Origin of the sequence: Chryseobacterium sp. KLBC 52, assembly GCF_003347605.1 — a bacterium.
Lineage (GTDB): Bacteria > Bacteroidota > Bacteroidia > Flavobacteriales > Weeksellaceae > Chryseobacterium.
This window is the reverse complement of the sequence record NZ_QDFZ01000005.1, coordinates 1-22,319: the sequence shown is the minus strand read 5'-3', so window position 1 is coordinate 22,319 and position 22,319 is coordinate 1. Positions and strand designations below refer to the sequence as shown.

Below are 22,319 nucleotides of genomic sequence, written 5' to 3'. Positions count from 1 at the left end.
TATCCCATTTTCTTTTCGTGGAAGCTGCCATCTATGGCTATCCTAACATAAATTATACGAGTAGATTTGTTTTTTGAACTTAAAAAAAATAAAGTTGCCACGATTTTGCCACAAAAATTATGAGTCTATTTGAAAGCTATATCATTTCTTTTACAAAAAAAACCTACAAAAAATCAATTTTTGCAGGATTTATCTATCTTTTTGTACTTTATAAAGATTTTATGAATTGTACCACGTGGAGAATACGGGACTAGAACATAAGATTATCTGTTATATTATTTTGAAACTTAAAGAAAGCGGAAATTATCCACTTCTCACCGATTGATTCTGCCCGTTCGCCGAAAATAAAGATCGTTTTATCAGATTATGAAAGACCTTTACCTCAGAAAAAGCAATAATGCTCAACTAAAATCTTATTATTATGAAAACAAAAATCGGAATTACAGAAAAAAATACAGAAGCCGTTGCAGAACAATTAGCAAAATTATTAGCAGACGAAACGCTTCTTTACATCAAAACAAGAAACGCTCACTGGAATGTAACCGGCGATAACTTCCATGCCCACCATATATTCTTCGAAGAACAGTATAAACAACTGGATGAACTGATTGACAATGTTGCGGAAAGAATGCGTAAAATCGGGCATTATGCTCCGGCAACAATGAAAACCTATCTGGAACTGACTCATTTAACAGAATACAGCGAAAGAACAAACGATGGTTTAGGGTACATGAAAGATTTATTAAGTGATCATGAAAGCATCATCGAATTTCTCCGCGGAAATATTACTCCATTTGCAGAAACGTATAAAGATTATGGTACCAGTGATTTCATTACAGGTCTTATGGAAACCCATGAGGAAATGGCCTGGATGATCCGTTCCTATTTCAGATAACACAAAATAAAAAAGGAATAATTATCTTTGTGTAAATCATAAACAACTATACCTATGAAAGCCTTAATCGTGGATGATAATGATATTGCAAGAACAACATTGGCACATCTCGCAAAACAGGTTCCGGATCTTTCCATTGTCAGCGAGTTTTCCAATGCCATAGAAGCGTATCATTACCTTCAGTCCAATTCTGTCGATCTCATATTTCTCGATATAGAAATGCCGGAAATGACAGGAATTGAACTCACGAAAACGCTTTCCGGTAAAGAGACTATCATCATTTTCACGACCTCAAAAAAAGAATATGCATTGGAAGCGTTTGAGCTTAATATTGCAGATTATCTTCTGAAGCCCATTATGCCGGTCAGATTTCTGCAGGCAGTAAGCAAGGCTCAGACGATTCTTGAAAGCAGAAAAGAAAATGTGGAAATCACCAGGGATGAGTTTCTTTTTGTGAGAGATTCCAATATCACAAGACGCTTAAAGCTGGATGACATTTTCTATGCAGAAGCCATGGGTGATTATGTGAAGTTCTATACCAAAGAAAAGATGTTTGCCATTCATGGTAAAATGAAAACGGCCGAAGAACGTCTCCCAAAGGATCATTTTATAAGAGTCCACCGTTCCTATATTGTTTCTGTTGGCAAAATCGACACCCTTCAGGACGGCGGTATTATGATTAATGGTAAATTCATTCCCGTGGCAGATGCATATAGAAAAGCACTCAACACGAGAATGAATGTCTTTTAGCCGTAGCAGGCCATCAGAAATCTCACTCTGCTTTTGATCTTAATCCCTTAACAATTGAGGGGTAATCAACCTCCATCTGTATTTATTTTAAATCAGACCGTTAATTATGAAAAATATATCTTCAGTAATGGATAACAAGCGATTCAGCTATTTTATTATCCTGACATTTATTGCGGGCTCACTCCTATTGATCGCTGTTCAGCTCAATTCTGCGGGAAATACCAAGGCGCTGATTCAAAATAATAATACTTTGCTGAACGAACTGCGTTCAAGCAATCATTTACGGGAGATTGACCGGGATATTCTGGGGGTGGAAAGCAGAATCAGAGCTTCTATTGCAACAAATGACACCACGCATCTCGAAGGCATCGATCAAAAAATCAATCAGATCGAAAATTTCCTGGATTCTCTATCCAGAGATAATGTAAATGCTGAGGAAGAAAAACTGATCCACCGGTTAAGCGTTCTTGCGATGGAAAAGAAAACAACCAAAGACAGGCTGTTGAAGCGTTATATGACTTTGGGAAATATGGATGACAATACCTCCATTGCCAATCCACGTGCGAGAAATATCTCCAATGAAATTACCAGAATCACGGCTGAAATATATGAAAGCAGAAAGCTGAATATGGTTGAACTCAGCCAGAAAAGTGAAGAAATGGGACAAAAAGCAAGGTTTTATGATATTTCACTGCTGGTCTTACTGATCCTGAGTGGTTCTGTTGCAGGATATCATATCCTCAGACAGTTTAAACGTCAGAGACTGCTGATCAATGAACTTGATATTGCCGAGAAAAAAGCGTTGGTAGCAGCGCAGACCAAGGAAAATTTCCTGGCCAATATGAGCCATGAAATCAGGACTCCGTTAAGTGGAATTCTCGGTTTTACCAATTTGCTTCAAAAACGTCCGATGGATGAAACTTCAGCAGAATTTGTCTCTTCCATACAACGTTCCGGGGAAAATCTGATGGCGATCATCAACGACATTCTTGATTTATCCAAAATAGAAGCCGGGATGATGCGCATTACCTCCGGAATTTTCAGTATTAATGGGCTGGTTAATTCCGTAGAAACCTTCTTTGCAGAAAGAGCAAAGGAAAAAGATCTTACCCTCTCGAGTACCATTGATCCTTCGATACCTGACACTTTGGTAGGAGATGCTACAAGGCTGACCCAGATCTTAGTGAACCTCATCGGAAATGCTATAAAATTTACCCATCAGGGAAATATTTCTGTTGAAATCTACAGCAAGCAGCAAACTGAGAAAACTGCTGTTCTCGGATTTAAAATTTCAGATACGGGAATTGGAATTGACAAAGAAAAGCTCACAGAAATCTTCGAAAGATTCAACCAGGGAGAAGATTCGACCACAAGAAATTACGGCGGAACAGGATTGGGCTTATCCATTGTGAAAAGCTTAATTATACTGCAGAACGGAAACATCGAAGTAAACAGTGAACAGGGTAAAGGAACTACATTTCATTTCTATATTCCTTACGGTATTGCTGAAGAGCAACTTACCGTGCTGCCAATCGCTGATCCGCATTATTTTAAAGATAAATCCAACACGCCTCTGAAAGTTCTGGTGGTTGATGATAATGTGATTAATCAAAGCCTGATGAAACATCTGCTTTCTCAATGGAATATTGATTTTAATATTGCGTCGAACGGTCTTGAAGCAGTAAGTTATCTGAAAAGCAATGCATGCGACCTGATCTTAATGGATATACAGATGCCGCATATGGATGGATATACAGCAGCCCAAAAAATCCGGGAAGAACTGAGCCTGGATATTCCGATTATCGCGATGACTGCCCATGCTCTTGCTGGTGAAAGAGAAAGATGCCTGAGCCGCGGGATGAACGAATATATTTCCAAACCTGTGAATGAAGAAGAGCTTTTTATGCTGATTTCAAAATTCGGTCTTAAAGAAAACGGCAGTCACGAAAAGAAAAACGAAATACGATCAGCTGACTATCATTATATTGATCTCACTTATATGCAGACGGTAAGCGGCGGCGACAAAAGTTTCGAACAAATGGTCACCCAACAGTTCATTGAGAACATTCCCAATCATGTACAGAAACTGACTATAGCTTATGAAAACGGGGATTTTCAGGATGTGAAACTATGGGCCCACGATCTTAAATCCAGTATTACCATCATGGGATTACATCCTATTTTAAAGGAAAAACTTGATATTCTTGAAACAGCTTCAGCAGAAACCCCTGAATTGCAAAAAATACTGACAGAGGTGCAGGGAGTTCTGTCAAAAGCAGTTTCCGAAGCTCACACATTTTCAAAAACAATTTAAAAAAAGAAAAAAATGAATTTATTTTCACCGATACACATTCGCAATCTTACGATAAAAAACAGGATTGCTTTATCCCCCATGCAGCAGTACAGCGCACAAAACGGAGTTCCGGGCAACTGGCATCTTGTCCATCTCGGAAGCCGTGCTGTTGGCGGAGCCGGATTAATTCTCACCGAATGTACAGCCGTTTCAGAAGAAGGTCTGGCTACATTATCCGATGTAGGAATCTGGAACGAGGAACAGAAAAATGCATGGAGAAACATCGTGAATTTTGTGCATGAACAGGACGCAAAAATAGGAATTCAGCTGTGGCATGCAGGAGGAAAAGGAAGCCTTAAGCACCCGAATGAAAGAATGAAACCCCTCACCCGGGAAGAAGGAGGCTGGACTGTAAAATCTTCTTCAGCACAGGAATTCAACGGTGTCTTTGCGGAAGAGCTCACGATTGATGAGATACAGGAGCTGAAGACGAAATTTGTTAAAGCAGCCCTTCGTGCCATCGAAGCAGGTTTTGATACCATTGAACTTCATGCAGCGCATGGCTACTTATTTCATCAGTTTTATTCTGCAGTGATTAACAAAAGAAAGGATGAATATGGCGGAAGTTTTGAGAACAGGATCCGTTTTCTTGTGGAAACCGTGCAGGAAATCAGGAAAGTTATTCCTGCTGCAATGCCTCTTTTTGTAAGAATATCTTCTACCGACTATATAGAATCGGGGGAAGCCTGGACTTTGGGAGACAGTATCAGACTTTCCGAAATCCTTAAAGAAAACGGTGTAGATTTCATTACGGCGTCCGGCGGAGGATTTACCAATGTAAGCAAGGATAAAGTATTTCCCGGATATCAGGTTCCTTTTGCAAAAGCCATTAAAGAACATACCGGGATTTCAACAGGAGCTGTAGGAATGATTACAGAAGCAGAACAGGCCAATACGATTATTGCCCATGGAGATGCCGATCTGGTCATCATCGCACGTGAGCATCTGAGAGATCCTTATTTTGCCATTCATTCAGCCATAGCATTAGGTGCTGAAACAGAAATTCCGTGGCAGTATAAAAGAGCGTATTAAACAAAACCGTAAAAATCAATGATGGAAAATCAAGGTGCTTCCGTAGTGATCACTCATCATATTCTGGATGGGAAACAACCTCAGTATGAAAAATGGCTGGATGAAATTATCCCTATTACAAGACATTCTGAAGGCTTTATCGATCTACAGATTGTTCGCCCTATTCCTGATCTCACTTTTGTGTATACCGTCATTATCCGTTTTGATACGATTAATCATCTTAAAAACTGGATGGAGTCAGAGGATCGGAAAGAACTGATAGGGAAAGCCAGTCCGTTCTTCAGAAAAAATGACCATTACCAGATAAGATCCGGTCTGGATTTTCTTTTTACCGGGGAAAATGAAGGCAATAAAGTTCCGGTACGCTGGAAACAGTTTCTCGCGACATGGTCTGCGATTTTTCCGCTGTCTGTTCTTATTCCGGCTTTGATAATTCCTGTTTTACGGTTCTTTGCTATTCCGGCCAATCATTATTCTGACGGGCTCATCAATTCCGGAATCATTGTTTTTCTGATGGTATTTGCCGTAATGCCCTATTATACAAGGCTGATCAGAAAATGGCTGTATAAATAACCACCTATAAAAATTACCCTTCCTCAATCACTGTAACCCACAGTGATTTTTTTGTTTTTCATAATGTTTATCTCCTTAACATTTAAACTGTGTCAGCTTATTCAACGATACTTTTCGCCTGTTGACCGAACAGCAGTAAAAATTATGATGGTCTGTTGGTAGCTTTACATCATTAATAATAAAACAATCAAAACCAACGACTATGGAAATCTTACAAACTCCCGAAAACGCACTCTCCCATTCCAGCGTAAGTGCCATCATCAATGCACCTATTGAAAAAGTGAATATTGCAGACTGGCTGCTTAACCTACCGGATGCCGAATATCAGCGTTGCTCTACCCAGCATATCGGAGCTGCTATTTCTTTGACTTTTGATGGTAAACCAGTGTCTTTAAATGTCGAAACCATTGGAGATGCACTGATGGTACAGCATTATATTGCAGATATTTATCGTCCTGACTATTGCCGCATGCTTTCCATCTCTGATTCAATTACTAAAAACGGACGCACAAAAGTTCAGGTCTTATGGGAACTGAAAGTGACAGAGATTGATAAAAATACCTGTCTTTACACCAATGAAATTCATGCGACAGCCACACCTGAAATGTTTGAATATATGAAAGAACACGGGATCAACCTCGCAGATGCCGCTGCATCAAGGCAAGCTGCTTCTGATGCTCACAATCATGAAGAAACTCCAAATTTTGCAAATAGCATAGAAAACAAAGCATTAACAGGTCAATATAACCAACCTTTTAAATATGGGCACTACAGCTATATTTCCAACGACTCAATTTGCCTTTTCACCGAATGATCTTAAAAAAAAGCAAGACTTCAGGGTAGCTTTACAATAGCAAAAACAAAGAATTAATCACAAAAAAATAATATTATGAATCCTTCATCATTAAGTTTCAAATACGAATTAGAAAAAAAAGAACCCCGCACCAATGACGGCGGTACAACAAGAGGAGCCTCTGTAAAGGAATTTCCGGCCTCTGTAGGTATTGCCGGGGTTTCCATGAGATTACAGCCCGGGAGTATGAGAGAGCTGCACTGGCATGCCAACGCTGCAGAATGGGCTTATGTAATTTCAGGAACAGTACGCACCACGATTATTCACCCGGACGGGCAAAGTTATACTGATAATTTTGAACCTGGTGATGTGTGGTATTTCCCGAAAGGTTATGGACATTCCATCCAGGCTACCGGGACAGAGGAATGCCACTTTATCCTGATTTTTGATAATGGTAATTTTTCGGAAGACCATACCTTCAGTGTTACAGATTTTGTTTCAAGTATGCCTCCTGAAATCGTTGCACAAAATTTAGGTTTGAGTCTTGACGAGGTATCAGAACTCCCTCAGAAAGAAGTTTACTTTGCAGCAGGAGTTGTTCCTGACGAACTCTCCGTGAATGCAGCAGCCCGTCCCGAGGAATCAGACATTGAGCTGACAAGCCTTCACCGATATCCTCTGCATTCCCAACAGCCAAGAATCATTCCCGGTGGAGGTCTGCAAAGACTGGTTACCCATAAAGAATTTCCTATCAGCACAACAATGGCAGGTTCTGTACTGGAGCTGCAACCCGGAGCTTTAAGAGAAATGCACTGGCATCCGAATGCAGACGAGTGGCAGTATTTTATTTCCGGACAGGCAGAAATGTCGGTGTTTTTGGCAGAAGGAGTTTCTGTTACCGAACAGTTCAATGCAGGTGATGTAGGATATGTGCCTATGGGAGCCGGACATTATATCAAAAATACAGGAGATACAGTCTGTAAAGTGTTGATCGGATTTAATAGCGGTACCTACGAGTCGATTGATCTCAGTGAATGGCTGGCAGGAAACCCTAAAGATGTGGTGATCACCAATTTTGGACTGAAAGAAGGAGAAATAGAAAAGTTTCCCCAAAAGAAAGTATTCATCAAACCTGGAAAATAACACCTGTGCTTCCGCAAACAAAGCTCCGTGTCTCTGATATTTCTGTCAGAATACAGGAGAAACTAGCAGTATTTCTGGCCTTTATTGCAGGATATACAGATGCTACAGGGCTGATACAATGGAAAACCTATGTTTCTTTTATGAGCGGCAATACAACCCAATTAGGTGCAGCAGTTTTCAGTGAAAAATATGGTGTTATCATCAGTTCTGCCATTGTAATCAGCTTTTTTCTGGCAGGGATTTATACAGGAACGTGTCTATCATTATCAAAGAAGTTCAGAAGCACAAAGATGATCTTCTACACAGTTTCCGGCATCATGATCCTTTACAGTATCACTGATTACTATGAGCATATTGCCCATGGAGTGTCTATAGCAGTAATCGGTTTTTCGATGGGCCTTATGAATACCATCGTCACTTCGGTGGGTAATCAAAAGATCAATACCGATTTTGTGACGGGAACTTTAAACAGCCTGGCAAAAACTGCTGCCCTGCTTATGATGAGTAATGATGCCGACAAGAGGGATGAATACAAAGAGAATATTTTCCATTTATTATTCTTATGGACAGGCTTTCTTTCCGGTGCTTCAGCAGCTCCTTTTCTACTCTTTTATTTAGGAAACTGGACGCTGATGTTTCCGGCCGGCTTACTACTCATCTGTACCTTAATAATACCAACGATTAAAAACTAACCTATGCTACAAAAAAATAAGATTGCCCCTGATTTTACATTATTTGCAACCCCGGATCAGAAAATTACCTTATCCGAATTCAGAGGACGAAATGTTATCCTTGTATTTTATCCTGCAGACTGGAGTCCGGTGTGCAGTGACCAGATGGCATTATACAACGAAATGCTGAAGTATTTCAAAAAATATGATGCGGAGATTTTCGGAATTTCCGTAGACAGCAAATGGTGCCACCTGGCATTTTCACAATCCAGAAACCTGCACTTCCCACTGCTTGCAGACTTTGAAGCCAAAGGAGAAACAGCCAGGAAATATGGTGTTTACAATGACGAAGAAGGAGAATGCAACAGAGCTCTTTTTGTCATTAATAAAGACGGCATCATCGAGTGGAGCTACCTCTCTCCCACCGCGATCAATCCCGGTGCAGACGGAATTTTAGAAGCGTTAGAAAACCTTAACACGAAATAATTATGTCACTTAAACCATCAGTCAGCAATGCTGACCACACCCAGGGCAACTCAAATGCCAGCTTAATCATTGTAGAATATGGAGATTATCAGTGTCCTTTCTGCGGAGCAGCTTATCCGGTTCTTAAAGAGTTAATGAAAGAATTCGGAGACCAGATCAGATTTGTATTCAGAAATTTTCCTCTGTCAGAAATGCATCAGTATGCAAGAACGGCAGCACTGGCAGCAGAAGCGGCTTCTTTACAAGGAAAATTCTGGGAAATGCATGATGCTATTTATGAAAACCAGGAATTTCTGAATGACATGCTCCCGTTAAAGCTTGCAGAAAAACTGGGTTTAGATATTCCTCAATTCAGAGCAGATATTCATAGACAGGAATTGGCAGAAAAAGTAGATACAGATTTTGAAAGTGGGATCATGAGCGGAGTGAACGGAACTCCTTCTTTTTTCATTAACGGAAATAAATTCAATGGCAGTGCCGAAGACCTTTTCCAGCTGGTACGTGAAAATACTGCCTATTAATCAAATCCTATTATTTTAAATACAATCCATCATAACATTAAAAATAAACAATATGAGCACACTAACATTAAAAGACGGAACAGAAATTTTTTACAAAGATCAGGGACAGGGACCTGTACTGATGTTTCACCATGGATGGCCTTTATCATCTGATGACTGGGACGCACAGGTTATTTTCTTTTTACAGAGAGGATTCAGAGTGGTTACCCATGACAGAAGAGGCCACGGACGTTCCAGTCAGAATATTTATAATCACACTATTGAACAGTATGCTTCTGATGCTGCAGAACTGGTTGATTTTTTAGATCTGAAGGAGGTTGTACACATCGGTCACTCAACAGGCGGTGCTGAAGTCATCCGTTATGTCAATAAATATTCCAATGGAAGAGCTAAGAAAGCAGTACTGATCAGTGCCATTCCACCGGTAATGGTTAAGAGTGAGAATAATCCTGACGGCGTTTCCATGGAAGTTTTTGACAATATCAGGGAACAGACATTAAACAACAGGAACCAGTTTTATTATGATCTGACTTTCCCTTTCTATGGCTACAACAGAGAAGGTGCCCATGTAAAAGACGGTGTTCAGAGAAACTGGTGGAGACAGGGTCTGATGGGAGGAATCGTAGCTCATTATGACGGGATCAAAGCCTTTTCAGAAACAGATTTAACCGAAGATTTAAAAGCAGTGGATATTCCTGTCCTTGTGATGCATGGTGAAGATGATCAAATTGTTCCTATTGCCAATGCAGCATTGAAATCAATTAAATTATTAAAGAACGGAAAGCTGATCACTTATCCGGGGTTCCCTCACGGCATGCCGACTACGGAACATCCAACCATCAACAAAGACCTTTTGGAATTTATCAGATCATAAATTCCAATTGTTTTCTAAACAATAAAGATGAACCCTTGAAAGGTTCATCTTTTTATTATTTAATACAATAGAATACATTGAAATGCAAAACTTTATAGTTTCACCATTTTTTCACTTCTTATTCAGCCTTATTTTTGAAAGGTCAAGACCAAGTTTTGTAAATTCCTCCTGTCCTTTATCCGTAATGTAGTAGTGGCGGTCTGCCGGATTTTCTTTAGCAATCCAGCCTTTCTCCAGGAATTGTTCTAAAAGAAGCTGGCCTAATTTTCCGCCGATATGCTCATAGCATGCTTTAGCAGGTTTCCTTTGGGTTGATTTACTCCTATTCATATTGGGTTATAGTTTTTAGGGATGAATTAATTCACATGCAGATAATCTTTTATCGTTTTAAGAACTCCGAAGCTGTCATTGGTACATGCTTCAAAATTAGCGACCTCTTTTACATTCGGGTGGGCATTTTTCATTGCGTAAGAATATTTGGCGTTCTTCAGCATTTCTATGTCATTCATATAATCTCCGAAAGCCATTGTATTTTCAGGAGAAATGTTTAATGATTTCTGAAGGATTTTCAGAGCGTTTCCTTTATTGATATCCTTATTCATCACATCCAGCCAGTGCGCTCCTGAAATAACTATTTCCAGACCAAATTCTTCAAATCTTTTAAGAGCCGGATACAAAAATTTTTCAGAACCTTCAGGGTGATACACTGCTATTTTAAAGGCGGTATCATCAATTTTTTCCGTCAGGTCGTCCTTTTTCATATTTTCGGTGTAATACTTTGAGAAGAAATCTACAAATTCCTGGTCTTCGGTTTCATAATAAGCCATTTTCTTAGCTGATAATACGGCTTTGGCACCTGGTATTTCACGGACAGCTTTAATGATTTCAACAATATATTTGTATTCCAGCGTATCGGCAAAAAGTTCCTGATCTTTATAGATCACGTAGCCTCCGTTTTCAGCAATAAAACCGATCTCACTTTCTATATCTCCGAAATAATGGGTAATGCCCGGCATCTGTCTTCCGCTTGCGGGTACAAATACAATGTTTCTTTTTTTCAGTTCTTTGTAAACTTCTGAAAACTCAGGGCTCATTTCATGGCTGGAATTGAGAAATGTACCATCCATGTCTGTCACAATTAATTTAATCTGTTCCATATTCTATTAGGAAATGCAAGGTTCTGTATACAGCAGAATCATCATCTGCTTATTCTTTTCAAAGATATTGAATTAATTATCTTTTCTAATAATGATTCCCCTACTTTGTTCCTGTTTAAGGTTTATTGTGAAGATTTTTAAAGTTGACAGTATCAGGTTGTAATTCTTGGATAACTTCTTCAGAGTTTCGCTGCTTATCCTTTATACAGTCACTTTCCTGACATCTTATTCTATTTTTCCAGAAAAAACGGAGCGTTTCAAAATCCTGAATATGTAAAAAGCCCTTAAGAAAAGGGCTTTGCTGTAGTGGAGAATACGGGATTCGAACCCGTGACCTTTTGACTGCCAGTCAAACGCGCTAGCCAACTGCGCCAATCCCCCGTCTTTATTGTAAGGCGGTACAAAAGTAAGTATTTAAATGATATCTGCAACTATTTTATCATTTTTATTGAATTAAAATTAGAGAAAACAGGTTCAATGACTATAAAATCCATCACTTTCCATTGAGTAGCTTCCCAATTAATCCTATTTTTGTCTGAAATTATATTAGAATCATGCAACTTTATACAGAACGATTACTTTTACGGGATATTACGATTGATGACAAACAGGACATTTTTGATTACCGTTCCGATGCAGAAGCGAATCAATTTCAAGGCTGGATTCCTGAAACACTGGAAGAAGTAGAAAGTTTTATCCAAAGAAATACAAAAGAATTCAATCAGCCTGAAAGCTGGTACCAACTGTTGATTACAGATAAAGATTCAAAAGCAGTAATTGGAGATATTGGAGTTCATTTTACAGGAGATGAAAATGCACAGGTGGAATTGGGAATTACATTGAGTACCTTTTTTCATGGTAAAGGATATGCTTCCGAGGCTTTAAAGGGTGTTATTAATTATCTTTTTAATGATTTGAGCAAACACAGAATTACAGCTTCAGTGGATCCTGACAATACAGCGTCTATTCAACTGATGGAAAGAATCGGTTTAAGAAAGGAAGGACATTTCAGGAAAAGTCTGTTCTGGAAAAATAGATGGGTGGATGATATTATTTATGCAGTTCTTCGTGAAGAATGGGTTACAGAATAGATGCTTTTCAGGTATCATTTGTTTTGCTGTACAACGCAAAATGAATTTCCTTCCGGATCCAGAAGAACCACATAATCAGCATCGTCTTCGTAATTCCAGCCTGGCATTTTTCCAGCCCCGATACTAAGAAGCCGCTCTACTTCCTGCTGCTGATTATCCGTTATCAGATCCATATGATGTCTCTTGGGCTCTTCCGAACTGGTTACTTTTAATGACAGCTGTATTCCATCTCCCTCCTTTGGGATCAGAATGGCGAAATCAGCATCAGGCTCATTCTTTATTTTATAATGCAAAGCTTCACACCAAAATGCAATTGCTCTGTTTAAATCCACAACGCCCCAAACGATGGATAATATTTTCAATTTCATTTCAGTATTGTTTTAAATAATGAAGAATTTAAGATCTTATAACTATATTCTCAAAAAAGAAAAAATTACAAAACGGTATATTTTTCATAAAATGGAAGAAATTTTGTTCTTACAATCGTTAAAGCAACTAAACCATTGCAAATCAAATAGGATACAATCATTGTATGACACCACTTTTTAACTGTAACCGTAATCCAGTTATCATTTTCAATCATGGGATACATCTCATTTTTTAGGTGCATAATAACATGATCCTTCCTCTTGCCGCTTAATGAAAATAAGTCTTTCATAATCTTTGATAATCTTCTATTTTTTAGTTTAACAAGTTTTTATGTTGGCTTATTTCATGGTTAGTTTTATTATTCCAAATATAGTGAAATAACAAAAAATTACTTTATGACGCCAGTCATAAAAGAATATTCCTATGCGATAAAAAGTGTATTAACAAGCAATTTTATACTCAGAAAGAAAAATCCAGATCATTGGCAGAAGGTCTGAAATTAAAATGCATAGCAGCTGTAAAGTAATCACAAAACACCTGATATACTGCAGAATTAGTATCCGTTGCCCGGATTCCTAACTGGGTGTAGACCGTAAGGATCTGATGGGATAGTTTTTGAACCAGCTCTACTCCATATTGGTGAATTTCGTTTTGATATCCTTCGGAAATATCTTTGTGATCACCGAGTATATTTTCTACTTCTCCGGCAATTTGCAATACTTTTTCCAAATGCTTTTCAACAGACTCTGCGAAACTTTTGAAATGGATCTCAGGACGAATCAATACGGCCTCTTCAATAAAATGAGAAGCCATTCCCAAATAATTGACCAACAGCGTCAAGTCTGCAAAGACCCGGAACGGAATGCTGTCCAGGATATCATTGGTGAAAAAGATATCGTAAACAAAACCGTATTCTTCACTCACAATAGCATTTTCAACAGTGAATGAATAGGTGCCGCTGGCTTTCATTCCCATAGATTTCCAGTTGGGAATCACTTGAGCCTGTTCTTTCGGAATAATGAATGACCGAACTATTTCATTGCCATTGCCATCCAGTATTGGTTTCCCGTTTTCCGTCATCTTGGCATTCAATGTAAAATGGGTAAGATGAGGTGCTCCTGTTGCAAAATTCCATGAACCGTTGATCAGATAGTGGCTGTTGTCTATTTTTTCTGCAGTTCCTCCCACCATTCCGCTGCCACCAAAGCAGGTTTCAGAATGGGTGAACAATAATTCAGCAATTTCAGGTTTTACATTTCTGGAAAAATAATTGGCTCCGGCACACAGCGTCAGCATCCAGCCAAAACTGCCATCGGTTTGAGCCCATCCAAATAATGCTTTAAGTCCTTCCTCAAAACGATAGCCCAGCCCTCCGTATTTTTGGGGAACCCATATTTTAAGTAATCCTTCTTCATGAATATATTGCATTACCTCATCAGAGATTCTGGAAGCTCCATGAAGTTCTTGTCTGATATCTTTAGTGCTCAGCATTAGCTTTGGATTTAATCAATTTTTGCCACTCTATATATCCGGAAATAGCTACTAGAAATAAAAATGAGGTTAAAGCAGCATAGAGATATAATTCTTTGTGAATCATCAAAGGGATCGAAATGATATTGCTGACATTCAGTATCACCCAGTTTTCAATTTTGCGCCTCGCCATCAGCCACATTCCTGCCCACGCAAAAGCACTTACCAGAGAATCCCAAACAGGAACATCCGAATCGGTAAAGTGAGTAAGAAAAGACCAGAATAAGATAAAAGTACCCAAAACAATCCCTCCGGTAATCCATTTTTCTGTGGTGGTGGTAACAGAGATTTCCATTTCGGATTTTTGTTTCCCGAATTTCCAGTATAACCATCCGTAGATGCTCATGATCAGATAATAAAGGTTTAAGGTAAATTCAGCGTAGAGCTTGGAAGTAAGCATCACATACAGCGTAAGCAGAATCCCCGCGATTCCGAAAAGATAGTTGTTGACGTTGTTTTTACGGGCCAGTAAAACCTGAATGACTGAAAATAAGACTCCGAACCATTCCGGTAAGGTAATTTGTTTTAAAATGTCCTGCATCATACTAATTATTAGAAATCAAATGATGAGATGATCAGTAAGCAATCCCTACGCCGGTATTATCCGGATCAGGTGTGGAAGTATATTCCTGGGTATCATCTCAGCCACTGTTCTGTAGCACCCCATTGTTCGGCAAAGGTGCGTTTTTTTGGTGGAAAAAGAAAGGACTTTGGCTTTTTATTTACAGGATATGATCACGATTATAAAGAGTCGCTGAAGTAAATTATAATTTTATGGATACCTAAAAAATTATATTATGGACAATCAGGAAATATCAGTACTTAATGACTTACTTCACATTACCAACGACAGAAAGGAAGGTTTTGAAAAAGTTGATGGAAAAGTCTGGGAAATGTATCCGGATGTAAAAGATGAGTACGAACATATGATTTCGCAGACTAAAATTATGAAAAATGAACTGGTTAACCTCATCACAGAAAAGCAAGGTATTCCGGAGGACCCAACATCCCTGGCAGGAGCTGTTCACAGAACATGGATTGACATTAAAAATTCTTTTACTATGGGAAATCTGATAGAGTCTACCTTAGAAAATGTAGTGTTTGGCGAAAAAGCAGCTATCGAAGCCTATCAAAATGCCCTGGACACAGGTGATCTCAGCCCAAAAAGTACTGAGATTGTATCTGAACAGCTTCGTCTTCTTAAAGATTCTTACAGACAGTTTAAGAAAATTGAAGAATACAAAAAGAAAGAATAATCTAAAAAACTCCTCTGAAAAGAGGAGCTTACTATAATCAAGAACAAAATAATATTTAATCAAATCAAAATTATTAAATACTTTCTGTTCATATTTATGATGCAGGTCATATAAGCTGAATATTATTTGACTGCATTTTTAGCTTTTTCCGATTCCTTTAAATGATGTTCAAGGGTCGGAAGGGTCTTCGCTGCGAAAGATTTTAATGAAGACTCTGTTCCTTCTGAAGACTCTTTTTTGAATGCTTCTACATCCTCTTTGTGATCACTGACCATAAGATCTGTATATTTTTTGTCAAAGTCCTTTCCTTTCTTAGCTTTCAGATCATCATACATCTTCTGCTTTTCGGCATCCAAAGTTGTTGGTAAGGTGTACCCTGTTCCTGAAGCCCAATTTTTGAGCTCGTCATTCGCTTTGGAATGATCGGTTACCATCATTGCTCCCAAAGATTTTACTACTGAATTTTCAGCGTTTGTTGCGGCGAGTTTTCCCATCATGACCTCCATCAGTCCTCCTATAGCTGCAGCATCTGCAAACTTTTTGTCCTGATCACTGAGAGTACTTTTCTGTTCTCTGGTGTCTGTCATTTTTGTGGAGTCGCTTACCGTCATTCCGGATTCTGCAGGTGCAGACATTGTGGTACTTTCCTCAGATTGACTCGTGGTTGTCGGCTCGTTTTTTTTGCAGGCCGTTAAAGCAGTCAATGCAAAAATTGTTACTACAAGATTTTTCATAATAATAAATTTTAAGTGGTGATATAAATGAAGTCAAACAATGACTTTGTTTATAAATGCAACAATTTATCTGCCAAAAAACTGATCACAACGCTTTTAAACCAATCATAAAACGTTATGAATAAATATTTTACGAATTATTAACTAACCGGAATGTAAGATTAATGCGCTCTTTCATAGAGGTTAGAGACTTAGCAATACGGTGTTCCCAGTTTTGTTGAAGATCTCCTTTCATAATCAATAATGAACCGTGAGGAAGTGGTAAACTGTATTTACTCTGATGATGGTCTTTTTTCCTGAAATCAAAATTCCTGGTCTGCCCAAGGCTTACCGATGCAATCACGGGACGTTTTCCGTATCTGCTTTCCTTATCCCGATGCCAGGCAACTGAATCATTGTGATCTCTGTAAAGGTTAAGCAATACAGAATTGAACTGATAACCGAATGTTTCTTCTATCCTTTCTTTTAAGGAAAACAGTTCAGGGGTCCAGAGGTTATTCTCCACTTCACCATCTCCTGATGGATAATCCGTTTTCGGATCCCCATACCAGGCGGTTAAGCGAGGTGTTAGGACCATCTTATCGTACATTTTCTGGGTGCGTTGTTCCCAGGGAGCTGTTTCAAGTAAATGGTTTTTAAGCTGGTCTGCTTCGTCCTGGCTCAGGAAATGTTCTCTGTATTCCAGAAGGTCTTTTGGAAATTCGTACAGATCTGCTGAGTCAAACAGGCTAAGTTGTGTCATTTTTAAACTTTATAAATGGCAGAATACAGTTTTCTTTTATAATATAATAGTTTTGGTATTCAATTACAGTTCATTATCAAAAACAAAATTGATACAAATAATATCTACAAATATACTAAAACTGATACAAAATCAATCATAATAAAAATGCTGCATTTTAAACCTTTCTGGTTTTCAATAAAAAAAGACCTGAAAAAATCAGGTCTCCTTTTTTAAAGATTGTATTTACATTGCTTTGCTGTTAAGGTTGGTATCAGCAACTTTGGTTAACAGCTCATCACATTTTTTTTCTTCTTCCAGTGTGCTTAAAAGGTTTTTAAGACAATCCTCTTCTTTTAATACTTTAGCGAATGAAGCAAGTGTTCCATAAGTGGCGATTTCGTAATGTTCAACTTTCTGTGCTGCTGCAATAATTCCTGCATCTCTTACTGCTCCGGGTTCTGTTTCTTCCATGATGCTTTTTCCTTCATCCAGTAGTCCCTGCATAGCATCGCATTTCTTTGCCTGGGCTTTTTTCCCTAATGCTTTAAAGCATTCTTCCAGTCTTTCCACATGGCCTTCCGTTTCCGTGATGTGCTTATCAATTCCTTGTTTAAGCTTTTCACTGGTTGCATTTTTCATCATTGCCGGCAGCGCTTTCAATAGTGCTTTTTCAGCCCAGTAGATATCTTTCAGCGCATCTTCAAAAAGATCTTCCAAACTTTTGGCTGCATTTTTTTTAGCAGGAGTTTTGGTTGTTGCTTTTGCTGTTGTCGTTTTTTTGGCTGGTGATTTTTTGGTTGCCGTTTTAGTTTCCATAATATAATAATTTAGTGTTTGATTGGTGGTAAATCTGCAACTATAAGACCATTTTTACCTGAAATACAAAGATGTGGTATCTAAAATTATCAGAGTATATAAGGTAACACATACAGCCCAGACAACAACCAGTAAACTTGCTGTAATAAAAGCACCCGGACTTCCGGTTATACAGACAACACGGTCTGAAAACCTTTCAAAAAATTTTTTTTTCATAAATAATACGATTTTGAATAAAATGGTAATACAAGTTATCAAAACAACAGTATAAAAATTATGATTAAAGTCACCTATGCTTTTTACTACTTACTATTATTATAGTATATTTTCCAACAATTTTTAATTTTGTTTAAAAATGTGGAGAACCGCATAATTATTTTTACCCGTTAAAAACAAACCATTTTTTTCATTATTCTCTATTATAACAAATTGTAAACGAAAGATGTGGAATAATTAACATATACCAAAAAGTGAGAAATAAAGCACATTCTAAAAACTGAATAAAATCACTTCGTTAAGATTTAATACTTAATTAAAAAATAATTATCCATCTTTGCAGCCTTAAAAATCAAACACGCTAGTTTATTTCATGAGCATTACTTTTAAAAAGCGACTAATTATAGCGCTTGTATTACCTACGGCTGCCATCTATTATGGGCAGAGTACGAAGGATTCTTTAGAGAAATCTAAATCTATTGATGAGGTTATGTTGGTAGGTAGAAACCTTTCCCAAACAGCCAAAGAGAGAAAAACACCTGTTGCAGTTTCCAATATTAAGGCTGCAGAAATTCAGGAGAAACTGGGAAACCGAGAATTCCCTGAAATTATGAAGTCTACTCCATCCGTGTACGTGACCAAAGTAGGTGGAGGATTCGGAGACAGCAGAATCAACATGAGAGGTTTTGATGGAGCTAACATTGCTGTGATCATCAACGGACAGCCGGTGAATGACATGCAGGGAGGTACCGTTTACTGGTCCAACTGGACCGGTTTGGCTGATATTGCCAGTAATATTCAGATTCAAAGAGGTTTGGGAGCATCTAAATTTGTTGTTCCTTCTGTGGGAGGAACCATCAATATTGTAACCAAAGCTACCGATTCTGAGCAAAAGGCAATGATTAAAGGGGAAGTTGGAAATGACAACTACTCCAGAATATCAGCAATGTACTCTTCGGGATTAAAAAACAAGTGGGGAACAACCGTATTGCTTTCACGCTGGCAAGGTGACGGATACATCAATGGAACGAAAGGAGAAGGTTACTCATGGTTTTTCTCTACAGGATTTAAGCCTAATGAAAAACATGCGTTCAATTTAATTGCAACCGGAGCACCACAGGTACACGATACGAGAAGGTCTTCTGCAACCGGAGCCAATGTTGCCACTTTACAGCAATTTGAAACGTACGGAAGAAGATACAATCCACAAACAGGAATGCTGAATGGTTCTCAATTCAATTTAGCTCCTAATTTCTATCACAAACCTATCGCTTCATTGAACTGGGACTGGACCATGAATGACAATCTGAAATTATCTACCGTTCTTTATGGTTCATGGGGACGTGGCGGCGGTGGTACCGGACTTAACGGTTCTATCAAAAACGCAGCCGGACAAACCATGAATTTCATGAATTATGGTGCTGGCGGAGATGGTACGATCAACTGGGATATGATTTATCGCTACAACAGAGGCGGTATGGTAACCGATTATAATGGAAACAGCTTCCAGAAATCAACCTTCACTGCTCCTGCAGGATCTCCCGGTGATTACAACGGTCAATATGTAGCAACTCTGAACGGAACCAACGGTATCGTAAGAAAACAAAGTATTAATGCTCATGACTGGTACGGGGTAATTGCAGACCTTAATTACAAGAAAAACAACTGGACTTTCAACGGAGGTATCGATCTTAAAACGTACAAAGGAGCTTTATATGATATTGTAACGGATATGTTAGGATCTGATGCTTTATTTGTTCCTGGTACAGCTAATGCTCCAAAAGGATATTATATCAACCAGACGGTAAAACCTGAACCTCTTACCAAACTTAAAGATGCTCAGAAAGTTTCTATTCACAACGAAGGACTTGTAAAATGGGCTGGTATTTATGGAATGGTTGAATACAGCTCTGAAAAGCTTAGTGCATCCGTTCAGGGATCTGTTTCCGAGCAATATTATAAGCGAAGAGATTATATGTTATATACTCCGGGAAATCAGGAAACAAAATGGTATCACAAAACAGGTTATATCGTAAAAGGAGGTGCCAACTATAATATTGATGACCACCATAATGTATTTTTCAATACAGGAGTTATTTCAAGACAGCCATTGTTCAATGCTTTGTTCCCGTCCAACCAGAATATCTATAATGATGCAAAGAATGAAAGAATCTTCTCTGTGGAATTAGGATATGGTTTCAAATCACGTTATATCGATGTGAACATCAATGCTTACAGAACGCAGTGGGATGACCGATTTATTTCAAGAACATTCAATGCTACAGCAGCGGATGTTGCGAAATTCTCTCAGTTAAGCCTTGGAAATGCTTATTTCTATAATGCACTGAATGTAGGACAGGTACACCAGGGGATAGAATTGGAAGCAAAGGCAAGACCTTTTACTAACCTTAGATTAAGAGGAATGGTATCATTGGGTAACTGGAAATATAAAGGAAATGCTAATTTCAACATTCTGGATGTTCAAACCAACCAGGAAATAGCTGGAGCTACAGGAGTGATCAATATCAAAGACCTGAAAGTTGGAGATGCTGCTCAAACAACTGCTAGCATTGGAGCTGATTACAATATCACCAAAGCATTCAGTATTGATGCCAATTGGGAATATTACGACAAGCTTTATGCTCAGTTCAACCCGATCAACTTCCTTACTGAAGCGGCAAGAGAAAAAGGAATTGTAAAATTGCCAAGCTACCATTTATTTGATGTTGGTGCTTCTTACAAATTTACCTTGGATGCGAAAAAATCTCTAACATTGAGAGCGAACGTGTACAACTTATTCAACAAATATTACATTTCTGAATTGAGCTCCAATATTTTCGCAGGCGATAAAATTGCCAATGGTCCGGATGCCGGAAAAACATATCAGGAAGCTGGCAGAGTATATCAGGGTGTTGCAGACGGCAATACAGGATTCCTTGGTTTTGGAAGAACCTGGTCTGTTGCAGCGACTTTGAGATTCTAAGATATTATATTTCAATAATGTGACTAGTCCTGAAAATCTGATACAGATTATAGTACAAAAATAAATAATTAAACCAGAGTAATTTTACTATTGCTTTGGTTTTTGTTTTTATAGGTTTTCATTTTAATTTGTGACTGTTTATGCATTTGGTTTGGAGTTAGATAATGATTTGAAAAATGTGGGCGTAAATTATTGTAGATTTCGATAGATTCATTTACTATCTTTTTCCTTAAATTGTTGTTTATATCATGTTTATCAATATCAAACTCATGCTTTAAAATACCATTTATTCTCTCTGCTACTGCATTTTGATAAGGATCAGAGTTTTGTGTCATACTACATTTTAATTGATGTTTCTGTAAAAGTCTTTGATACTCATTCGAGCAGTATTGTAAACCACGATCGGAATGATGGATTAAAGATTCTCTCATACCTTTATACTTCTTTAGAGCTCTTTTTAAAGCTATAATACTACTCTGTGTATTTAAATTGTCTGCAACAAAGTGTCCCATTATTTTCTTAGAATACGCATCAGTTATTAAACTTAAATAGCTTGGATTTTTTCGGTTCCCTATATAAGTAATATCTGCAACCCATACCTGGTTGGGCTTTGTTATCTGATAGTCAAGGAGCAGGTTCTTATGCTTTCTAAAACGATGATGAGAGTTGGTTGTAATGTGATAGCTTTTGCGAGGTTCAATCAATAAATGATTAGCTTTTAAGATGGCAAAGAATTTATCTCTCCCTACCTTAATGGAGCTTAAGGATCTCTGTAAAATAAAATATAATTTCCTGCCTCCTAACCGGGGCATCTTAACACGAAGATTCTCTACCAGCTTTACTACCTCTGAAGCTTTATCTTTACAAACTTTCGTACGCTTGATACTTCTATAATAGATTTGTCTATTTAACCCTAACAATCCACAAGTAAAAATCAAAGTTTCTTTTTCTTTACTGCGGAAGTAATCGATTGTTCGGGTGGTGAGTTTTTTCGAATATCAATGTGATATTCTTTCTCAGCCAGATCAATCATCATATCAAAAAATATGGACTTCTTATCTGCAATATAAGCCTGCTTTTCTAAAAAAGCCTTTTGCTTTTCAAGAAGCCTTACCTGGGCTTCTAATTCCATAATACGTTGTTCAGGTGTTTTTTCCATGGCATAAGGTCTTTGGTTTTCCCAATCAAAGTTACCATATTTTCTCAGCCAATTTAAAATAGTACCATGAGATTGAATACCATATTTCTTACGACAACTAGTAATAGTGGATGCTCCACATTCAACTTCTTTCACGATTTGAAGTTTTAAACTTAAACTGTAATCCTTCTGTGTGCGTTTAATGTACGTGGAT

General features: G+C 38.1%; 25 protein-coding genes, 1 tRNA gene and 1 riboswitch. Of the genes, 14 read left to right on the top strand and 12 right to left on the bottom strand.

Features of this window, described 5'->3' with window-relative positions; translation table 11 throughout:
* The first annotated feature begins 421 nt into the window (after positions 1–421).
* The 11 genes from DDF69_RS06405 to DDF69_RS06355 all read left to right on the top strand — a co-directional run bounded on the left by DDF69_RS06405 (position 422) and on the right by DDF69_RS06355 (position 10,091).
* On the top strand, positions 422–895 hold the full coding sequence (locus tag DDF69_RS06405; RefSeq protein WP_114820042.1) for a Dps family protein: 474 nt from the start codon (positions 422–424) through the stop codon (positions 893–895).
* Positions 896–949: 54 nt separating this feature from the next.
* Complete coding sequence (locus DDF69_RS06400; RefSeq protein WP_002978774.1) at positions 950–1,645, top strand: LytR/AlgR family response regulator transcription factor; 696 nt, start codon at positions 950–952, stop codon at positions 1,643–1,645.
* Positions 1,646–1,751: 106 nt separating this feature from the next.
* Positions 1,752–3,959, top strand: a complete 2,208-nt coding sequence (locus DDF69_RS06395; RefSeq protein ID WP_114820041.1) for an ATP-binding protein — start codon at positions 1,752–1,754, stop codon at positions 3,957–3,959.
* 12 nt (positions 3,960–3,971) lie between these two features.
* On the top strand, positions 3,972–5,030 hold the full coding sequence (locus tag DDF69_RS06390) for an NADH:flavin oxidoreductase/NADH oxidase (protein WP_114820040.1): 1,059 nt from the start codon (positions 3,972–3,974) through the stop codon (positions 5,028–5,030).
* Positions 5,031–5,048: 18 nt separating this feature from the next.
* Positions 5,049–5,603 (top strand): antibiotic biosynthesis monooxygenase, encoded by a 555-nt coding sequence (locus DDF69_RS06385; RefSeq protein WP_114820039.1) that lies wholly within the window; start codon positions 5,049–5,051, stop codon positions 5,601–5,603.
* 202 nt (positions 5,604–5,805) lie between these two features.
* Positions 5,806–6,417 (top strand): hypothetical protein, encoded by a 612-nt coding sequence (locus tag DDF69_RS06380; RefSeq protein WP_114820038.1) that lies wholly within the window; start codon positions 5,806–5,808, stop codon positions 6,415–6,417.
* Between the two features lie 75 nt (positions 6,418–6,492).
* Complete coding sequence (locus DDF69_RS06375) at positions 6,493–7,539, top strand: cupin domain-containing protein (RefSeq protein WP_114820037.1); 1,047 nt, start codon at positions 6,493–6,495, stop codon at positions 7,537–7,539.
* Between the two features lie 5 nt (positions 7,540–7,544).
* Positions 7,545–8,231, top strand: coding sequence for a YoaK family protein (locus DDF69_RS06370; RefSeq protein ID WP_162800879.1), 687 nt, complete (start codon positions 7,545–7,547; stop codon positions 8,229–8,231).
* Between the two features lie 3 nt (positions 8,232–8,234).
* Positions 8,235–8,696 (top strand): redoxin domain-containing protein, encoded by a 462-nt coding sequence (locus DDF69_RS06365; protein WP_114820035.1) that lies wholly within the window; start codon positions 8,235–8,237, stop codon positions 8,694–8,696.
* A gap of 2 nt (positions 8,697–8,698) precedes the next feature.
* On the top strand, positions 8,699–9,217 hold the full coding sequence (locus DDF69_RS06360; RefSeq protein WP_114820034.1) for a DsbA family protein: 519 nt from the start codon (positions 8,699–8,701) through the stop codon (positions 9,215–9,217).
* Between the two features lie 52 nt (positions 9,218–9,269).
* Positions 9,270–10,091 (top strand): alpha/beta fold hydrolase, encoded by an 822-nt coding sequence (locus tag DDF69_RS06355; protein WP_114820033.1) that lies wholly within the window; start codon positions 9,270–9,272, stop codon positions 10,089–10,091.
* 111 nt (positions 10,092–10,202) lie between these two features.
* Here the strand turns inward: DDF69_RS06355 and DDF69_RS06350 are convergent, their stop codons facing one another.
* The 3 genes from DDF69_RS06350 to DDF69_RS06340 form a co-directional block, all read right to left on the bottom strand.
* Positions 10,203–10,421 (bottom strand): ArsR family transcriptional regulator, encoded by a 219-nt coding sequence (locus tag DDF69_RS06350; RefSeq protein ID WP_114820032.1) that lies wholly within the window; start codon positions 10,419–10,421, stop codon positions 10,203–10,205.
* A 26-nt stretch (positions 10,422–10,447) separates the two neighbouring features.
* Entirely contained in the window at positions 10,448–11,248 is an 801-nt protein-coding gene (locus DDF69_RS06345) for an HAD family hydrolase (protein WP_114820031.1), read from the bottom strand.
* 307 nt (positions 11,249–11,555) lie between these two features.
* A tRNA-Ala gene (locus tag DDF69_RS06340) sits at positions 11,556–11,629 on the bottom strand.
* A 173-nt stretch (positions 11,630–11,802) separates the two neighbouring features.
* On the opposite strand from DDF69_RS06340, the gene DDF69_RS06335 reads away from it, so the two are divergent.
* Positions 11,803–12,339, top strand: coding sequence for a GNAT family N-acetyltransferase (locus tag DDF69_RS06335; RefSeq protein ID WP_114820030.1), 537 nt, complete (start codon positions 11,803–11,805; stop codon positions 12,337–12,339).
* A 14-nt stretch (positions 12,340–12,353) separates the two neighbouring features.
* Here DDF69_RS06335 and DDF69_RS06330 read toward each other — a convergent pair whose 3' ends face one another.
* The 3 genes from DDF69_RS06330 to pnuC form a co-directional block, all read right to left on the bottom strand.
* Entirely contained in the window at positions 12,354–12,707 is a 354-nt protein-coding gene (locus DDF69_RS06330; RefSeq protein ID WP_114820029.1) for a VOC family protein, read from the bottom strand.
* Between the two features lie 460 nt (positions 12,708–13,167).
* Positions 13,168–14,199, bottom strand: coding sequence for a hypothetical protein (locus DDF69_RS06325; RefSeq protein ID WP_114820028.1), 1,032 nt, complete (start codon positions 14,197–14,199; stop codon positions 13,168–13,170).
* Positions 14,186–14,782, bottom strand: a complete 597-nt coding sequence (pnuC, locus tag DDF69_RS06320) for a nicotinamide riboside transporter PnuC (protein ID WP_114820027.1) — start codon at positions 14,780–14,782, stop codon at positions 14,186–14,188. The genes DDF69_RS06325 and pnuC overlap by 14 nt, the downstream gene beginning before the upstream one ends.
* Positions 14,783–14,807: 25 nt before the next feature.
* Positions 14,808–14,914, bottom strand: a riboswitch (TPP riboswitch).
* Between the two features lie 121 nt (positions 14,915–15,035).
* Here pnuC and DDF69_RS06315 point away from each other — a divergent pair.
* Positions 15,036–15,494 carry a PA2169 family four-helix-bundle protein gene (locus DDF69_RS06315; protein ID WP_114820026.1) on the top strand — a complete coding sequence of 153 codons (459 nt, stop codon included), beginning with the start codon at positions 15,036–15,038 and terminating at the stop codon, positions 15,492–15,494.
* Between the two features lie 122 nt (positions 15,495–15,616).
* On the opposite strand, the gene DDF69_RS06310 is transcribed toward DDF69_RS06315, so the two are convergent.
* The 4 genes from DDF69_RS06310 to DDF69_RS22170 form a co-directional block, all read right to left on the bottom strand.
* A complete protein-coding gene (locus DDF69_RS06310) occupies positions 15,617–16,228 on the bottom strand; it encodes a DUF4142 domain-containing protein (RefSeq protein ID WP_114820025.1) in 612 nt (203 codons plus the stop codon).
* A 130-nt stretch (positions 16,229–16,358) separates the two neighbouring features.
* The gene (locus DDF69_RS06305) at positions 16,359–16,970 is read right to left on the bottom strand and encodes an alpha-ketoglutarate-dependent dioxygenase AlkB family protein (protein ID WP_114820024.1); all 612 of its coding nucleotides are present in this window, start codon (positions 16,968–16,970) and stop codon (positions 16,359–16,361) included.
* 225 nt (positions 16,971–17,195) lie between these two features.
* Complete coding sequence (locus DDF69_RS06300; RefSeq protein ID WP_114820023.1) at positions 17,196–17,768, bottom strand: ferritin-like domain-containing protein; 573 nt, start codon at positions 17,766–17,768, stop codon at positions 17,196–17,198.
* A 54-nt stretch (positions 17,769–17,822) separates the two neighbouring features.
* The gene (locus DDF69_RS22170) at positions 17,823–17,984 is read right to left on the bottom strand and encodes a hypothetical protein (RefSeq protein WP_185144322.1); all 162 of its coding nucleotides are present in this window, start codon (positions 17,982–17,984) and stop codon (positions 17,823–17,825) included.
* Between the two features lie 373 nt (positions 17,985–18,357).
* Between DDF69_RS22170 and DDF69_RS06290 the strand changes: the two genes are divergently transcribed.
* Positions 18,358–20,967, top strand: coding sequence for a TonB-dependent receptor (locus DDF69_RS06290; RefSeq protein WP_114820022.1), 2,610 nt, complete (start codon positions 18,358–18,360; stop codon positions 20,965–20,967).
* Positions 20,968–21,035: 68 nt separating this feature from the next.
* On the opposite strand, the gene DDF69_RS06285 is transcribed toward DDF69_RS06290, so the two are convergent.
* Positions 21,036–21,905, bottom strand: coding sequence for an IS3 family transposase (locus DDF69_RS06285; RefSeq protein WP_228411904.1), 870 nt, complete (start codon positions 21,903–21,905; stop codon positions 21,036–21,038).
* Positions 21,902–22,319, bottom strand: a 418-nt coding sequence (locus tag DDF69_RS22265) for a transposase (RefSeq protein ID WP_410494286.1), incomplete at its 5' end; no start/stop codon positions are given. The genes DDF69_RS06285 and DDF69_RS22265, both read right to left, overlap by 4 nt.

Excerpts from the sequence above, each read along its gene's own strand:
- DDF69_RS06380 (WP_114820038.1), top strand. The coding sequence starts at position 5,806 with ATGGAAATCTTACAAACTCCCGAAAACGCACTCTCCCATTCCAGCGTA.
- DDF69_RS22170 (WP_185144322.1), bottom strand. The coding sequence starts at position 17,984 with ATGAAAAAAAAATTTTTTGAAAGGTTTTCAGACCGTGTTGTCTGTATA.
- DDF69_RS06360 (WP_114820034.1), top strand. The coding sequence starts at position 8,699 with ATGTCACTTAAACCATCAGTCAGCAATGCTGACCACACCCAGGGCAAC.
- DDF69_RS06290 (WP_114820022.1), top strand. The coding sequence starts at position 18,358 with ATGAGCATTACTTTTAAAAAGCGACTAATTATAGCGCTTGTATTACCT.
- DDF69_RS06395 (WP_114820041.1), top strand. The coding sequence starts at position 1,752 with ATGAAAAATATATCTTCAGTAATGGATAACAAGCGATTCAGCTATTTT.
- DDF69_RS06390 (WP_114820040.1), top strand. The coding sequence starts at position 3,972 with ATGAATTTATTTTCACCGATACACATTCGCAATCTTACGATAAAAAAC.
- pnuC (WP_114820027.1), bottom strand. The coding sequence starts at position 14,782 with ATGATGCAGGACATTTTAAAACAAATTACCTTACCGGAATGGTTCGGA.
- DDF69_RS06375 (WP_114820037.1), top strand. The coding sequence starts at position 6,493 with ATGAATCCTTCATCATTAAGTTTCAAATACGAATTAGAAAAAAAAGAA.
- DDF69_RS06350 (WP_114820032.1), bottom strand. The coding sequence starts at position 10,421 with ATGAATAGGAGTAAATCAACCCAAAGGAAACCTGCTAAAGCATGCTAT.
- DDF69_RS06355 (WP_114820033.1), top strand. The coding sequence starts at position 9,270 with ATGAGCACACTAACATTAAAAGACGGAACAGAAATTTTTTACAAAGAT.
- DDF69_RS06310 (WP_114820025.1), bottom strand. The coding sequence starts at position 16,228 with ATGAAAAATCTTGTAGTAACAATTTTTGCATTGACTGCTTTAACGGCC.
- DDF69_RS06325 (WP_114820028.1), bottom strand. The coding sequence starts at position 14,199 with ATGCTGAGCACTAAAGATATCAGACAAGAACTTCATGGAGCTTCCAGA.
- DDF69_RS06315 (WP_114820026.1), top strand. The coding sequence starts at position 15,036 with ATGGACAATCAGGAAATATCAGTACTTAATGACTTACTTCACATTACC.
- DDF69_RS06365 (WP_114820035.1), top strand. The coding sequence starts at position 8,235 with ATGCTACAAAAAAATAAGATTGCCCCTGATTTTACATTATTTGCAACC.
- DDF69_RS06300 (WP_114820023.1), bottom strand. The coding sequence starts at position 17,768 with ATGGAAACTAAAACGGCAACCAAAAAATCACCAGCCAAAAAAACGACA.
- DDF69_RS06385 (WP_114820039.1), top strand. The coding sequence starts at position 5,049 with ATGATGGAAAATCAAGGTGCTTCCGTAGTGATCACTCATCATATTCTG.
- DDF69_RS06335 (WP_114820030.1), top strand. The coding sequence starts at position 11,803 with ATGCAACTTTATACAGAACGATTACTTTTACGGGATATTACGATTGAT.
- DDF69_RS06400 (WP_002978774.1), top strand. The coding sequence starts at position 950 with ATGAAAGCCTTAATCGTGGATGATAATGATATTGCAAGAACAACATTG.
- DDF69_RS06330 (WP_114820029.1), bottom strand. The coding sequence starts at position 12,707 with ATGAAATTGAAAATATTATCCATCGTTTGGGGCGTTGTGGATTTAAAC.
- DDF69_RS06345 (WP_114820031.1), bottom strand. The coding sequence starts at position 11,248 with ATGGAACAGATTAAATTAATTGTGACAGACATGGATGGTACATTTCTC.
- DDF69_RS06305 (WP_114820024.1), bottom strand. The coding sequence starts at position 16,970 with ATGACACAACTTAGCCTGTTTGACTCAGCAGATCTGTACGAATTTCCA.
- DDF69_RS06405 (WP_114820042.1), top strand. The coding sequence starts at position 422 with ATGAAAACAAAAATCGGAATTACAGAAAAAAATACAGAAGCCGTTGCA.